Annotated in this window: 11 protein-coding genes; 1 reads left to right on the plus strand and 10 read right to left on the minus strand. The window is 61.2% G+C overall.

The features are described from left to right. The first annotated feature begins 34 nt into the window (after window positions 1-34). The gene (locus MMAR10_RS13915) at window positions 35-1,822 is read left to right on the plus strand and encodes a hybrid sensor histidine kinase/response regulator (RefSeq protein ID WP_011644628.1); all 1,788 of its coding nucleotides are present in this window, start codon (window positions 35-37) and stop codon (window positions 1,820-1,822) included. Here MMAR10_RS13915 and MMAR10_RS13920 read toward each other — a convergent pair. The 10 genes from MMAR10_RS13920 to MMAR10_RS13965 all read right to left on the minus strand — a co-directional run bounded on the left by MMAR10_RS13920 (window position 1,819) and on the right by MMAR10_RS13965 (window position 15,149). Further along, a complete protein-coding gene (locus tag MMAR10_RS13920; protein WP_011644629.1) occupies window positions 1,819-2,469 on the minus strand; it encodes a response regulator transcription factor in 651 nt (216 codons plus the stop codon). The two genes, MMAR10_RS13915 and MMAR10_RS13920, sit on opposite strands and share 4 nt — an antisense overlap. A gap of 206 nt (window positions 2,470-2,675) precedes the next feature. Further along, window positions 2,676-3,365: a carbonic anhydrase gene (locus MMAR10_RS13925; protein WP_011644630.1), complete on the minus strand. Its 690-nt coding sequence runs from the start codon at window positions 3,363-3,365 to the stop codon at window positions 2,676-2,678. Between the two features lie 27 nt (window positions 3,366-3,392). Beyond that, on the minus strand, window positions 3,393-4,610 hold the full coding sequence (locus MMAR10_RS13930; protein WP_011644631.1) for a hypothetical protein: 1,218 nt from the start codon (window positions 4,608-4,610) through the stop codon (window positions 3,393-3,395). Between the two features lie 12 nt (window positions 4,611-4,622). Beyond that, window positions 4,623-5,456: a peptidylprolyl isomerase gene (locus MMAR10_RS13935; protein ID WP_011644632.1), complete on the minus strand. Its 834-nt coding sequence runs from the start codon at window positions 5,454-5,456 to the stop codon at window positions 4,623-4,625. Next, window positions 5,453-6,157 carry a respiratory nitrate reductase subunit gamma gene (narI, locus tag MMAR10_RS13940; protein ID WP_011644633.1) on the minus strand — a complete coding sequence of 235 codons (705 nt, stop codon included), beginning with the start codon at window positions 6,155-6,157 and terminating at the stop codon, window positions 5,453-5,455. The genes MMAR10_RS13935 and narI overlap by 4 nt, the downstream gene beginning before the upstream one ends. After that, window positions 6,154-6,855, minus strand: a complete 702-nt coding sequence (gene narJ, locus MMAR10_RS13945; protein ID WP_011644634.1) for a nitrate reductase molybdenum cofactor assembly chaperone — start codon at window positions 6,853-6,855, stop codon at window positions 6,154-6,156. The genes narI and narJ overlap by 4 nt, the downstream gene beginning before the upstream one ends. Then, window positions 6,855-8,381 (minus strand): nitrate reductase subunit beta, encoded by a 1,527-nt coding sequence (gene narH / locus MMAR10_RS13950; RefSeq protein ID WP_011644635.1) that lies wholly within the window; start codon window positions 8,379-8,381, stop codon window positions 6,855-6,857. Before narH ends, narJ begins: the two co-directional genes overlap by 1 nt. After that, entirely contained in the window at window positions 8,378-12,115 is a 3,738-nt protein-coding gene (locus MMAR10_RS13955) for a nitrate reductase subunit alpha (protein ID WP_011644636.1), read from the minus strand. The genes narH and MMAR10_RS13955 overlap by 4 nt, the downstream gene beginning before the upstream one ends. A gap of 13 nt (window positions 12,116-12,128) precedes the next feature. Continuing rightward, entirely contained in the window at window positions 12,129-13,736 is a 1,608-nt protein-coding gene (locus tag MMAR10_RS13960) for an antiporter (RefSeq protein WP_011644637.1), read from the minus strand. Between the two features lie 87 nt (window positions 13,737-13,823). Continuing rightward, entirely contained in the window at window positions 13,824-15,149 is a 1,326-nt protein-coding gene (locus MMAR10_RS13965; protein ID WP_011644638.1) for an MFS transporter, read from the minus strand. Window positions 15,150-15,328: the final 179 nt, after the last annotated feature.

Consider the following 15,328-nt stretch of genomic DNA (forward strand, 5'->3'; position numbering starts at 1 on the left):
GTCGGCGCCCGCTGAGGCGTTCCGAGGGGCCTTCATGACCGATCACGCCCGAGACAATCCGGAACCCGCGGCGCCCATCCATGCGGATCTCGATCAGCGCCGTCTCGATCAGGCCCGGCTGTTGCACGCGCGTACGCGCACCTCATGCCTTGTCGTTGAGGGCGTCGTCCTCTATCTCGCGGCGCTTGTCGTCCTGAACGGGGACCTGCGTTTTGCCGGCCTTTGGCTGGCCTGTACCAGCATGATGGTCGGGGTCGTTTATCTCGCCGCGAAGCTCTTGGCACCGGACGGCGTCGACCAGCAGAACTACAAGCGGTACCTGACGGTCCACACAGCGATTTCGGGAGTGACCGGCCTGGTCTGGGGTGGCCTCGCCATCGCCTATCTGGACGCAGACAACCTGTTCAACCTGTTCATCGCCATCAATATGGTGTTCTCGATCACGGTCGGCGGCATGATGCCCAGCGCTGAATACCGCCCGACTTATGTCAGCCTGGCCACCAGCACACTCTTTCCCTTTTCCGCCTACTGGCTTTTGACCGTCGAAGGGCCTTTGCGGATCATTGGCATCGGATTGTTGATCTACTACGCGTTCGGATTGATGGTCAGCGCCCGCGCCGAATTGCAAACGATCGCGACACTGGCGGCAGCCCGGACGGCGGAGTTGACCCGCAAGCTGCAGGAACAGAACCGCGTCATCGAGCAGGCAAGCGCCAGCAAGTCCCGTTTCCTCGCCGCAACCAGCCATGACATGTCCCAACCCCTGCAGGCACAAAGTTTCTTCATCACCGCCATGCGCCGCACCCTGAACCAGCCCGACCAGGTCGAGATGCTGGACAAGATCGAGGGGTGCTGGCGCAGCCAGCAACAGCTGTTGCAAGCGCTCGTCGAGACGGCCCGACTGGACAGTGGCGCGGTGATTGCCCGCAAACGTGTGTTTGACCTCGCAGCGGAACTGGACGGCCTCAGGGCGGAATTCGCCGCCATGGCAGCGGATGGCGACATCACGCTCGACATCAGCGACGCTCCGGTTTGGGTCGAAAGTGACCCGCTTCTGGTCACGCGTATCCTCCGCAACCTGCTCGCCAACGCCACCCGCTACACGCCGCCTGGCGGTCGGGTCGACCTGCACTGGCACCGCGAAGATGTTTCGGTTTTCGTCGAGGTCGTCGATACCGGACCGGGCATCGAGGCTGCCGACCAGGCCCGCGTTTTTGAAGAATATGTCCAGCTGGGGTCGCCCGGAAATGACGCGCCTCAGGGACTGGGCCTGGGGTTGACCATCGTCAGCCAGCTCGCCCGCAAGCTTGAGGTGGAACTTCGCTTCGACAGCGAACCGGGCGTGGGAACCCGGGCCGGCATCGTGCTGCCCTTCCGTCAGGTTCAAACGGAAGCCTGCCCTGACACGCCGTCCATCACGAGCATCGCCGGCTCGCCGCTGGTCGTCCTGGTCGAGGATGAAGCGGCCTTGCGCGAAGGTCTGACCATGCTTCTGACCGATTGGGGCTGCCGTGTGATCGCGGCAGCGTCCGGCGTGGAAGCGCTTGAGCTCCTGTCCTGGGCCGATGCCGAGCCGGCGCTCCTGATCATCGACAAGCGGCTGGCTGACGGTGAAGACGGGCTGGACACCATCCTGGCGCTTCGCTCAGAGGTCGTCTGCGACATTCCCGCCGTCCTGCTCACAGGCGACATCTATCAGTTCGAGCGACTGGAAAGCATTGAAGACATCACGGTCCTGGCCAAGCCAGCCGATCCTGCCCAATTGCACGCCGTCCTGATGGAGCATGTATCGCCGACGCCTTCACTCGACGCGGACGGTTAGATCATCCCCAGGGCCTGGGCCTTTCGCACGCAAGCGGTCCGGGTGTGAACATCCAATGCTTCGAAGATCGCCCGCATGTGCGATTTGACGGTGTTCTCGCTGATATTGAGGGTCGCTGCGACTTCCTTGTTGGTAGCTCCCCCGGCCATCAGATGGACGATTTCGAGCTGGCGTTGACCAAGGCGTGGCAAGGGACGATCCCCACGCGGAGGCCAGTCATCATCCTCATCACCGTCTGCGTCAGGGTCAGGTGCCCCGAAAAATCGGGTCTGGCCTGCGAGAATGCCATCGACCGCCGCCAGAAGCGTCTCCGTGTCGGCCGACTTGTGCACGAATCCACGCGCGCCGAGTTTTTTCATTTCGGCGAGCGGTGGATCGGCACCGATCCCGGACAGCATCAGGACCGGACAGCGCGATTTGCGTTCCCGTATGGCCGCCAATAGAGCGAGCCCGTTCATGGTCCGCATGACGAGGTCGAGTATGATCAGATCATAGCTGGAATCGGACTGGAAAGATTTGAGAAAGTCGACCGGATCATCGAAAACGTCCACGATATGGCCGTCGCGCAATTGCATCAGCAATGCACTGAAACCATCCGAAAACATGCGATGATCGTCGACCAAAGCAATCCGTCGTGTGGCACTCATTTCCCGAGCCGTTCCGACATCAAATTCCCCTCGCCCTAGCCAGACCCGCGCGCCGTAGACGGACGGATGACCCCGGACCGGAACTGGTCTAACCCGCAGCGCTCAACTCCGCAAACCGGCGGCACCGCCTGGGCTGGATTTTGCTCGGGAATGGCGCCTGCAAGCAGCGAAGCACAATCGCCTGGACAACATCCCTGGAACGATTGCTATCCCGGCAGCGTCTGGCAACATGCCTGGAGTTCAGGCGACGCGTCGGTACCCAGCCAGACCGAAAGGCTGTTGGGGAAATGGTGCGACACATCCTGCAAGCCACGAACGGTGACGCCCAGGTCGCGGACCAGACCGTTCTCTATTGCATAGATCCAGCCGTGGATCGCCACGCCCTGCCCACGACGCCAGGCATCAGCGATGATCGGGTTGCAGGCGATCGACCGAACCTGCATGGCAACATTGCCCTCACACAGCGCGTCCAGACGCTTTTTTGGGTCCCGAATTCGCAACAAGTGTCCGGCCAGTTCGTCCGAGGTATCCCGGATGGGCTGCAGCCAATGGTCGATCAGGCCGTGACGATCCCCCGAAACGGCTGCGGCCACACCGCCACATCCATAATGCCCACACACAATGACATGGCGAACCTTCAGCGTTTCGACAGCGAACTGCAGCACCGACAGGAAATTTGTGTCCTGCGCCGGCGCGAGGTTGGCGATGTTGCGGTGAACGAACAGCTCGCCCGGATCGAGTCCGACAATATCATTGGCCGGCACCCGGCTGTCGGAGCACCCGACCCAGAGGTATTCCGGGTGCTGCTGCGCGGACAGGCGACGGAAAAAGTCAGGATCGTCCTGTGTCTTGCGCATCGCCCAATCGGCATTGTTGCGCAGCAGATCATCGATCATGGCGATCTCCGTTCAGCCAATGGCCCCCTAGTAGTTCACGGTGAAGGCCAACCACACCTTGTCACGGTCTGCAGGTCCGCCGGCGGGACCGTTGTAGAAAGCCGCCTTGAGTTCGAGTGCGTAGTGGGCGCTGAGACGCGTCGTCACGACGGCATCGATTTCGGAGCCGAGATCGCCGCCACCATTGCCCGCCTCAAAATCGTGAAAGATCACCGCCGCGGACAGGCTTTCGCCGATGGGAGATTGCGCAGTAGCCCATCCGAACCGGACATAGGCGTCGCGTATACCGTTCGCCGGCGTTGTCAGGAACACGTCCGCCCAACCCTGATAGGCATGCAGTGTCGCCAACGGCGTCGAGAAACCACGCACGCCATCGCCTTCAAGGCTCTCGAAACCAATCGCCCCGGACCACCCGTTCGCTGCCAGGCTCACCTGAGCCCTGAACAGGTCCAGGTCAAAACTGGCCGGGTTATCGCCGCGGTCGCTTTGGCGCGCATACTCGGCCAACCAGGCGAGGTTCGTGTTGTCGGCTGTCACATGCTGTCCGCTCCAACGGGCCCCGAAAGTGGCCGTTGAGAGTGCCGCAACATCCTGATTGTCAACGAGATAAACAAAGCCGCCGAAGGTTCCGAGGCGGGTCGCGTAATCGCCATCGAACAGATGCGCATCAAGGTCCCATTCGCCGGCCGGGTGGTCATCGCCGAATATGCGGTGGACGCGATCCAGATAGAGGTAGTTGAACGTGCCGCCCTCCTGGCCGGTCCAGGTCAGTCTGAAAGCGTCAAACGTTTGCTCGTTCTGCCGGAATCCGACATTGCCGACATGTCGGGCGTCTCCAAGGACGACGCGTTGGCGGCCGAGGACGGCGACCATGTCGGACAAGCCGGTGAAACTGACCTGTAGACGGTTGAGCTCGGTCTCTTCCGGGTCGGCGACAACCGGGAAACCGGTGCGACCATTGGTCGAGGAATTGAAGTCATCGACGAGGTGAAGCACGTTTTCGGCCTCGACAAGGAAGCGAAAACCCTCGATCTCACCGCTATCGATGCCCAGGCGCGTTCGCAAGGTCAGCGCATTGGCGCGATCGGCAAACCCCTCTTGATCGACCTGTTCATACCGCAGACGGGCATTCAACAGGATATCCGGCTCGGACTGCGCCAACGCGGCGCCGGTAATGGCGGCGAGCCCGAAGGCACAGCCAATCATAAGCATGGTCTTGGACGACTTGGTTTCGGTCAGAATCACGACTTGGTTTCCCTATTGAACGAGTGGGGACTGCGCCCCTTTGAGATCGACCCCGGAGACTTCGGCATCTCCGATGACCAACGACACGAATTGCGAGACAGCCCGGCGCCAGCTGGCGTCCCGCAGGAATTCCTCAACCAACGGCCGGGCTTGTGCGAACTCCGGGATGTTTCCACGCACCGCGTGATCAAGCCGGATAATGTGGACGCCGTACGGCGTTTCGACCGGTTCGGGATGAATGGCACCGGCTTGCATTTGCGCCAGCACAGCCTCAAAGGCCGGTGTCGTCTGGCCCCGCATGACCTGACCCAGGCGCCCTCCCTCGGTCGCCGAGACGCAATCCGACCGGTCCCGCGCCATGCGGGCAAACAGATCCGGCTTTTCGCTCAGGGTTTCCAGCAGGGTGCGGGCCTCGGCCAGTGCTCGCTCAAACGCCGGCGCGTCCCGGCGATCGGCCTGCAAAAGGATGTGGGCCGGCTCGTAGAGATCCGGCGCACGCAACTTTTCCCGGTTGTTGTCGTAATAGCGACGACAGGAAGCCTCGTCCGGTTCCGGCGTCTTGACCTCGACATCGAGCATGACCCGGATCAATGAGTCATCCGGCGCCTCAGGCCGCCCTTCGGCATCGGTCAGCGGCTCGGCCACCAGGTCGAGTGCGCGGGCGCGTTGCAGCAAGGCTTCGCGGATCGCCAGGGCGCGGGCCGCGGCCTGCCATGCGACCTCGGGACGCTTGGCTGGATGATGTTGGGCTTCCGCCGCGATGGCCTCGGCAGTGATCTCGACACCATTGACGATGACCGGAATGACGGCTTCGGCCGGCTTTGAAATCAGGGTGCTTGTGGTCATCCTGCCTCTCCCTTCTTCGGCTTGCGGCGGACGACCTGGTAACCCTGGCGGAAAATGTAGCGGACCGGGGCGCTGAACATGTGGACCAGTCGCGTGAACGGGAAGACCAGGAATATCGTCAGGCCAAGCACCAGGTGCGCCTTGAAAATCCAGTGCACGTCCGCGACATGAGCCGCGACGCCGGGCTGGAAGGTGAAGACGCCCTGCGCCCAACTCATGAACTTGGTCATTTCGTGACCATCGAGGTGCTGCATCGAGACCGCTATGGATCCGACACCCAACAGGAGTTGCGCATAGAGCATCAGCAATATGGCCATGTCTGAAAAGCTGGTCGTGGACCGGATTCGCGCATCGAACAGGCGCCGGTGGAGCAACAGGCTTGCACCGATCAGCGCCATGACCCCGGCGACCCCGCCGGCGATAACAGCGAGAAGCTGCTTGGCACCATGGCTGATCCCCAGCGCATCGAAAACGCCGATCGGGGTCAACAGGCCGACCAGGTGACCGAAGAAGATCACCAGGACTCCGACATGGAAAAGGATTGAGCCGAGGACCAGCTGACGCCGGCGCAAGAGCTGGCTGGACCCGGCGCGCCAGGAATAAGGCTCACGATCGTAGCGGATGATCGAGCCGACCACGAGAACCGCCAAGGCGATATAGGGATAGATGCCAAACAGGGCAGAGTTGAGAATATCACTCATGGCCGGCGTCCTTCATCGGATGCGGCGGCAGGTGGAACCGCCATCTTGGTGAGCATGTTTTCGGCGACCGGACACCCAGCCGACGGGTCTGGCCCGAAGCGGACCTGCTCTTCCTCCCAGGCCTGATCGATGGCCTCGAGGGTTTGCGGGTCTTCAGCCGGTGTCTCGACGGCAGATTTTTCCAGCTCGGCCGGCCGGACGGCTATCCGCGCCAGATCGAGCAGCACGGCCTGGTAGACGCTTTTGCGCTTGCCCAGACGTTCGGCGAGGGCGTCGAGTACATGGGCCGTTTCCCCCAGCAGGGCCTTCGCCTCTTCGAGCGGGCGCAGGGACAGGTATTCGAGGAAAAGCGGCAGGAAGTCGGGCAGCTCACTGGCTGTGATTTCCAGACCGTGGCTCTCGTAGAGCGCCTTGAGGTCGACCATCGCCTGACCGCGATCCCGGCTTTCGCCATGAACGTGCTCGAACAGGTGCAGCGACAGGGCCCTGGACCGGTCGAACAGGTCCACATAACGGGCCTGCAGTTCATAGAGATCCTGCGAAGCGAGTTCCTCGATCAACTGCGCAACCCCCGTCCGGTCACCCGGCGCGAGGAGAGCTTCCTCGTCGAGGGCACCGGCAAAGGCCGGCGCGGCGGCCCGGATGTCCTCGGTCGGATAGCTGAGCAGGGCTGCATATACCTTGAAAGACAGGGTCATCAGCTTTTCTCCATCGGGGTGACCTGGGCGCGGCGTCGCGGGCTGCCAAACAGCGAGGCCTTGCTCTGCCCGTCCGAACAGCCATTGCCGAAGCTGAACCCGCACTCGCCCCGGATATCGAAGGCTTCTTCCGCCTCTTCGCGATGCGAGGTCGGAATGACGAAACGATCCTCGTAATTGGCGATCGCCATAATCTGGTACATGTCTTCGATCAGATCCTCGGTGAGGCCGACCCGTTCGGCGATCGACGCGTCGATCACGCCCTCAACCGTTTTCGACCGCATGTAGGCCCGCATGGCGAGCATGCGTTCGAGACCCAGCGCGACTGGCTCCTCATCCCCGGCCGTCAGCAGATTGGCCAGATAGCGAAGCGGGATGCGCAGGGACCGGACGTCCGGCATCTCGCCATCGGTCTCGAGCGCGCCGGACTCGGCCGCGTTCTTGATCGGCGACAGGGGCGGCACATACCAGACCATCGGCAAGGTGCGGTATTCAGGGTGAAGGGGGAAAGCGACCTTCCAGTCGATCGCCATCTTGTAAACCGGCGACTGCTTGGCCGCTTCCAGCCAGGCTTCCGGCACGCCGTCCCGGCGCGCCTGGGCTTGAACTTCCGGATCATGCGGATCGAGGAAGATGTCGAGCTGGGCCTGGTACAGATCCTTCTCGTCTTCCATCGAGGCCGCTGCCTCGATGCGGTCGGCATCGTAGAGCATGACGCCGAGATAACGGATCCGGCCGACACAGGTCTCCGAACATACGGTCGGCTGACCCGCCTCGATACGCGGATAACAGAAGGTGCACTTCTCGGATTTGCCGCTCGACCAGTTGTAATAGATCTTCTTGTACGGGCAGCCGGACACGCACATGCGCCAACCACGACATTTTTCCTGGTCGATCAGGACAATGCCGTCTTCCTCGCGCTTGTAGATCGCACCAGAGGGGCAAGCCGCCGCGCAGGTCGGGTTGAGGCAGTGCTCACACAGACGCGGCAGATACATCATGAAAGTGTTTTCGAACTCGCCGTAAATCTCCTTCTGGATGCCCTCGAAATTGTAGTCCTCGGACCGCTTGGAGAATTCTCCGCCGAGGATTTCCTCCCAGTTGGGACCCCATTCGATCTTTTCCATCCGCTCGCCGGTCAACAGCGAGCGCGGTCGGGCGGTCGGAAAGGCTTTCGACTCCTTGGCCGATTGCAGGTGACCGTAATCAAAGGTGAACGGCTCGTAGTAATCATCGATCTGCGGCAGGTCCGGATTGGCGAAAATCTTCGCCAGGACCCGCCATTTCGATCCCATTTTCGGATGAAGCGACCCGTTGCCGGACCGTTTCCAGCCACCATTCCAGCGGCCCTGGTTTTCCCAGTCCTTGGGATAGCCGACACCCGGCTTGGTCTCGACATTGTTGAACCAGGCGTATTCAACGCCCTCGCGGCTGGTCCAGACATTCTTGCAGGTCACGGAACAGGTGTGGCAGCCGATACATTTGTCCAGATTGAGGACCTTGCCAATTTGCGCACGGATTTTCATTCCGCTGCCTCCATTTCATCACCGGCCGGGCCTTCGAGCCAGTCGACCTTGTCCATCTTGCGGACAATGACGAACTCGTCGCGGTTGGAACCAACCGTGCCGTAATAGTTGAATCCATAGGATTGCTGGGCGTAGCCGCCGATCATGTGGGTCGGCTTGAGGGTTGTCCGGGTGACCGAGTTGTGGATGCCACCACGCTGTCCGGTCAGCTCCGAACCCGGAACATTCACGATCTTTTCCTGGGCGTGATACATGAACAGGGTGCCCGACTTGATCCGCTGCGAGACCACCGCCCGGGCCACCAGGGCTCCGTTCGAATTATAGGCCTCGACCCAGTCGTTATCGACGATGCCTGCTGATCTGGCGTCGTCCTCCGATAGCCAGACAATTGGTCCCCCGCGTGACAGGGTCAGCATCAACAGATTGTCGGTGTAGGTGGAGTGGATCCCCCACTTCTGGTGCGGTGTGATGAAGTTCAGCACGATCTGCTGGTTGCCATTGGGCTTGGAGTTGATCACCGGCGCCACGGTCGCCGTGTCGATCGGTGGCCGGTAGACACACAGGCCCTCACCGAAGGCGAGCATCCATTTATGATCCTGGTAGAGCTGCTGACGACCCGTCAACGTGCGCCAGGGGATGCGCTCGTGCACATTGGTGTACCCGGCATTGTAGCAGACATCCTCGCTCTCTATGCCTGACCAGGTTGGCGAGGAGATGATCTTGCGCGGCTGCGCGACCACATCCCGGAAGCGGATCTTCTCGTCTTCCTTTGGCGCTGCCAGATGGGTGTGATCCCGCCCGGTATTTTTGGACAAGGCATCCCAGGCCTTGACCGCAACCTCGCCATTGGTTTCCGGCGCGAGCATGAGGATGACCTCGGCGGCATCAATGGCCGTCTCGATTTTCGGCCGCCCCTTGGAGATGCCGGCCTCGCGCACAACGCCATTCAGCGCTGCCAGATGCTCGACCTCGTCCTCGGTATTCCAGCCAATACCCTTGCCACCATTGCCGAGCGTGTCGAGCAACGGGCCGAGGGAGGTGAACTTCTTGTAGAGGCTTGCATAATCCCGTTCGACGACCGTGATTTGCGGCATCGTCTTGCCGGGGATGGCCTCGATTTCACCCTTGGTCCAGTCCTTGACGTCGAAAGGCTGGGCGATTTCGCCGGGCGTGTCATGCAGGATCGGGGTCAGGACGATATCCGTCTCCACGCCCAGCTCCTCCGGTGCGATCTCCGACAGTTTTTTCGCAAGACCCTTGAAGATGTCCCAGTCACTGCGCGCTTCCCAGGCTGGATCCGTCGCCGCCGTCAGCGGGTGGATGAAGGGGTGCATGTCAGACGTATTGAGATCGTTCTTCTCGTACCAGGTCGCGGTTGGCAGCACGATGTCGGAGTAGACGCAGGTCGTGGACATGCGGAAGTCGATCGTGACCAACAGGTCCAGCTTGCCTTCCGGGCAATGCTCCGCCCACTCGACCTCGGACGGGCGCATGTCCGGCCCGGCCTCATGGCCGAGAACACCATGGCTCGCGCCAACAAGGTGTTTGAGGAAATACTCGTGCCCCTTGCCCGATGAGCCGAGCAGGTTGGAGCGCCAGACGAAGAGGTTGCGCGGCCAGTTGGCCGGATTGTCCGGATCACCGCAGGACAGCTTCACGTCTCCGGACTTGAGACCATTGAGCACATAGTCCTTGGCGTCGACGCCGGCTTCGGCAGCCGCCCGTGACAAGTCTAGCGGGTTGGTCTGCAATTGCGGCGCGGAGGGCAGCCAGCCCATCCGCTCGGCCCGGACATTCCAGTCAATCATTGACCCGGACCAGTCGCCCTCAGGCGCCGTCGGCGACAGGATTTCATCGACCGAAAGCGTCTCATAGCGCCATTGACCGGTATGTGCGTACCAGGCGGAGGTGGAATTCTGGTGGCGCGGCGGGCGGTTCCAGTCGAGCGCGAAGGCCAGTGGCTGCCAGCCGGTTTGCGGGCGCAGCTTTTCCTGCCCCACATAGTGGGCCCAGCCGCCGCCGGACTGGCCGATACAGCCGCACATGACCAGGAGGTTGATGATCCCCCGATAGTTCATGTCCATGTGGTACCAATGGTTCAGACCGGCACCGAGAATGACCATCGACTTGCCATTCGTCTTCTCGGCATTGGTGGCAAAGGCGCGAGCCGTGGCGATGATCTTCTTGCGATCCACACCTGTAATCGCTTCTGCCCAGGCCGGTGTGTAAGGCGCCATGTCGTCGTAATCGCGTGCCACGTCATCGCCGCCGAGACCGCGGTCAAGGCCGTAATTGGCGCACATCAGGTCAAACACGGTGACGACCAGTGCCTCACCGTCCTTCAGGGCCACCCGGCGTGCCGGCAGCTTGCGGGTCAGGACATCCGGGTGATCGGTTCCGGCGAAATGATCATGATGCTTGTTGCCGAAATAGGGAAAACCGACCTCGACCGCCTCGTCATGGCGGTCGTCGAGGATGAAGGACAGCTCCAGCTCGACCTCATCGCCCTTGCCGGCGCGTTGTTCGAGATTCCACTTGCCCTTCTCGCCCCATCGAAAACCGATCGATCCAAGCGGCGCCACATAGCTTGCCGACTTGCGATCATAGGCAATCGTTTTCCAATCCGGATTGTTGTCCTCACCGAGATTGTCGGCGAAGTCCGAGGCCCGGAGCAGCCGTCCCGGAACATAGCGGCCATCCTTCTTTTCCAACCGGACCAGGTTGGGCATGTCGGTATTTTCGCGGGCGTAGGTCTCGAAATAGGCCGCCTGGCGGTCAAGATGGTATTCGCGAAGGATCACATGGCCCATCGCCAGCGCGAGCGCGGCGTCGGTTCCCTGTTTGGGATTGAGCCAGATATCGCCGAACTTGGAGGCTTCCGAATAGTCCGGGCAGATCACCGCGCTCTTGGTGCCGCGATATCGCGCCTCGGTATAGAAGTGCGCGTCCGGCGTCCGGGTTTGCGGAACGTTCGACCCCCAGATCAGCAGGAATCCGGCATTGTACCAGTCAGCCGATTCCGGGACATCGGTCTGCTCACCCCAGGTCTGCGGACTGGCCGGCGGCAGGTCGCAATACCAGTCATAGAACGACATGCAGACGCCGCCGAGCAATGACAGGTAACGCGAGCCCGCTGCATAGGACACCATCGACATCGCCGGGATCGGCGAAAAGCCAAACACCCGGTCGGGCCCGTACTCCTTGGCGGTATAGGCGTTGGCGGCGGCGATGATCTCGTTGACCTCGTCCCAGTCGCCACGGACCATCCCGCCGGCACCGCGCTTTGACACATAGGATTTGCGCGCCGCCGGATCAGCCTGGATCGACCGCCAGGCCGCCATGGGCGACAGGGTCTCGCGCGCCTTGCGCCAGGCTTTCAGGAGGCGGCTGCGGATCAACGGGTATTTCAGGCGATTGCCCGAATACATGTACCAGGAATAGCTGGCGCCGCGAGAGCAGCCGCGGGGTTCGTGATTGGGCAGATCTGGACGGGTGCGCGGGTAGTCAGTCTGTTGGGTTTCCCAGGTCACCAACCCGCCCTTGACGTAGATTTTCCAGCTGCACGACCCGGTGCAGTTCACGCCGTGGGTCGAGCGCACGACCTTGTCGTGCTGCCAGCGCTTGCGATAGGCGTCCTCCCACTTGCGGTCTTCGGTCGTGGTGATGCCATGCCCGTCAGAAAACGCTTCAGACTTGCGTGCAAAGAATGTGAGGCGGTCGAGAAGATGGCTCATATCTCTGTTTCCTTTACGGGTTTTTCACATCAGCGCCGGGGCGCAGGTAGAACCACCAATTGATGGCGATGCAGACGGCGTAGAAGACGGCGAAGCCGATCAGCGCGTATTCCGGCGTGGTCGCCCGGATCTGTTCGCCGAAGACCTGTGGGATGATGAAGGCGCCATAGGCCGCAACGGCCGAGGTCCAGCCCAACACCGGGCCCGCCTGCTCGCGGTCGAAGACCACTGCGATGGTGCGGAAGGTCGAGCCATTGCCGATCCCGGTCGCCGCAAACAGCACCAGGAACAGGATCAGGAAGGGGGTGAAGAAGACTTCCGGCGTAGCCGAGCCATAAGCCTGCTTCATGAACCAGGCGACGCCGAGCGCACAGATCACCATGATGACCGAGATCACCTGTGTGACCAGCGCCCCGCCGAAACGGTCGGCCAGCTTGCCGCCAATCGGGCGGATCAGGGCGCCAATGAATGGCCCGGTCCAGGCGAACATCAACGCGCTCGGCCCGTTCGGGTTCGCGACGTCATGGGTCATAACGCCGTCCACCTCGATATGCTGGAAGCCGAAGATCACCTTGATGGCAAGACCAAAGGCGGCCGCAAATCCGATGAAGGATCCGAAAGTCATCGTGTAGATGACCGTCATCACCCAGGTATGGGTATTGCGGAAAATCTTGTACTGGCGGTCAAGGCTCTTGCGGATTGCACCCGGAATGGCTTTCAGCGCAAACACCGTTGCCGCAATCACCAGCGGCAAGACCAGCCATTTCGATACACCCCAGCCCGACCCGTTTGCCGTCTCCGGCAGCATCAACCAGAGACCTGCAGCAGCGGTCACGAGGCCGATTGCCAACATGCCGATGATTTTTGCAAAGGCAGCGATTGGGGAACCGATGTCCGGCGAGACGTGCTCGTCCCGGATGTTGTTCATGCCCAGCCACGCCGCGATGACGATCGGGATCAGGATGACAACCCAGATGAAACCGGCATTGTGCAGGAAGGTTTCCGTGCCCGCCGGAATACGTCCGATCAGCGTGCCGGAGGTGTTTTCAAGGATCATCGAGGAGCCGCCGAAGACACCGACTGTCATCACCAGCGGGATCAGGATCTGCATGGTGGTGACGCCGAAATTGCCCAGACCGGCATTCATTCCCAGGGAGTAGCCCTGCACCTTCTTGGGAAAGAAGAAGCTGATATTGGACATCGAGCTGGCAAAATTACCGCCGCCAAAACCTGACAGCAGCGCCATCAACTGGAATTGCCAGAGCGGCGCATCAGGATTTTGAAGGATTACCGCGGTGCCCGCTGCCGGAATGAGAAGGAGCGCCGTGGTCAGGAAGACCGTGTTGCGGCCCCCGGCCAGTCGAATGAAGAAGGTCGACGGAATTCGCAACGTCGCACCGGACAGCCCGGCGATCGCCGTGAGCGTGAACAGCTCGGCCTGGGTAAAACCGAAATTCAGATTGATCATCTGGACGGTGATGATGCCCCAGTAGAGCCACACCGCGAACCCGCACAACAAGGCGGGAATGGAAATCCAGAGATTGCGGTTGGCAATGCCCTGACCGCCGTTTTCCCATTGCTCCGGGTCTTCCGGATTCCAGTCTTTGAGGTCCTTTGCCATCGTCGGCACTTCCTTGTTGTTGTTGGTTCGACTGCGGCGGTGATGGTCGGGACCGGGGGAGGTTCGGCCATCACCGCCGCGGCGAAATCAGCGCGCCGCCGGCGCCGGGTGGGGGAGGTCCGGGACGTCGCTGAGATGAGTATCGGTTGCGAGCTCGGGGAATTTGCGCCGTTCCATGCGGCGGATGGCCAGATGCATCCAGACCGTCGAGACCAGCACGATTATGAACATCAGCATGAAGCAACTGGTCCAGACGCCGGTCAGATCATTCATGACCCCGAAACTGATCGGCAGAATGAAACCACCAAGCCCGCCAATCATGCCAACCAGGCCGCCGACCGCGCCGACATGATGCGGGTAGTAGACCGGGATGTGCTTGTAGACAGCCGCCTTACCGAGCGACATCACGAAGCCGAGGCCGATGCTGAGAGTCGCGAACAAGGGCACGCCGATGCCGAAGCTGAACTCGATCGGCCCGTTGATCCCGCTGACGATGTAGCGGGTGTCGGGGTAGCTCAGGATGAACAGGCAGATGAGCGAGATGATGAAGGTGAGGTACATCACGAAGCGCGCACCCCACTTGTCCGACATCCAACCGCCCAACGCGCGGAAAATCGACGCCGGAAGGGAATAGGCTGCGGCGAGCATGCCGGCGGTTTGCAGATCGAGCCCGTAGGCGCCGACATAATAGCGCGGCAGCCAGGAGGCGAGGGCCACGAAGGCTCCGAAAACAAAGAAGTAATAGGTCGCGAAACGCCAAACCTGCGGGTTCTTGAGCGGCTCGAGTTGCATCAGCGCGGATGCCGGTCGGGCGCCCGCTTTCCGTTGCGCGACCAAGACCGGGTCATCCTTGGTGAAAACCCAGAAGATCAGCGCCATGACCAGCAGGACAACCGCGTAGATCTGCGCCGTTTGCTGCCAGCCGAATGCCACGACCAGGAAGGGGGCGCCGAAATTGGTGACCGCGGCCCCCATATTGCCGACACCGAAAATACCCAACGCGGTCCCTTGGGACTTCGCGTCATACCATCGCGAGACATAGGCGATGCCGATGATGAAGGAACCGCCAGCCAGACCGACCCCCAGGGCCGCGAGGAGGAAAAGCGGATAGCTGTCAGCCATCGACAACAGGAATGCAGCAACAGCGGTCGTCACCATCTGGATCGGAAACATGATCCGGCCGCCGACCTGTTCGGTCAGGATGCCGAGAAAGATGCGACTGATCGAACCGGTCAGGACGGGGGTTGCCACGAGCAGACCAAACTGGGTCTCTGACAGGCCGAGCTCCTGTTTGATCCGGATCCCGATGATCGAAAAGATTGTCCAGACCGCGAAGCAAGTCGTGAACGCCAGGGTGCTCATTCCCAGCGCTTGCCTTTGTTGGCCTTTGGTCACCCCGTCAAGCACGTGCATGTCACTCTCCCATGTCCCCCTTCGATCCGAAGGCGTCATGGATTGATAGCAAACTGCATTTGTCGTTAAAACCGCGACACTTGTCGCGCGTCAATCAACCGCACACGCAACCCAAACTACAGTGCCGGTCAATTCAGCATATGACTTAAGTAAGGCGACGCGTTACTTTAAATCAACTC

Origin of the sequence: Maricaulis maris MCS10 (assembly GCF_000014745.1) — a bacterium.
GTDB lineage: Bacteria > Pseudomonadota > Alphaproteobacteria > Caulobacterales > Maricaulaceae > Maricaulis > Maricaulis maris_A.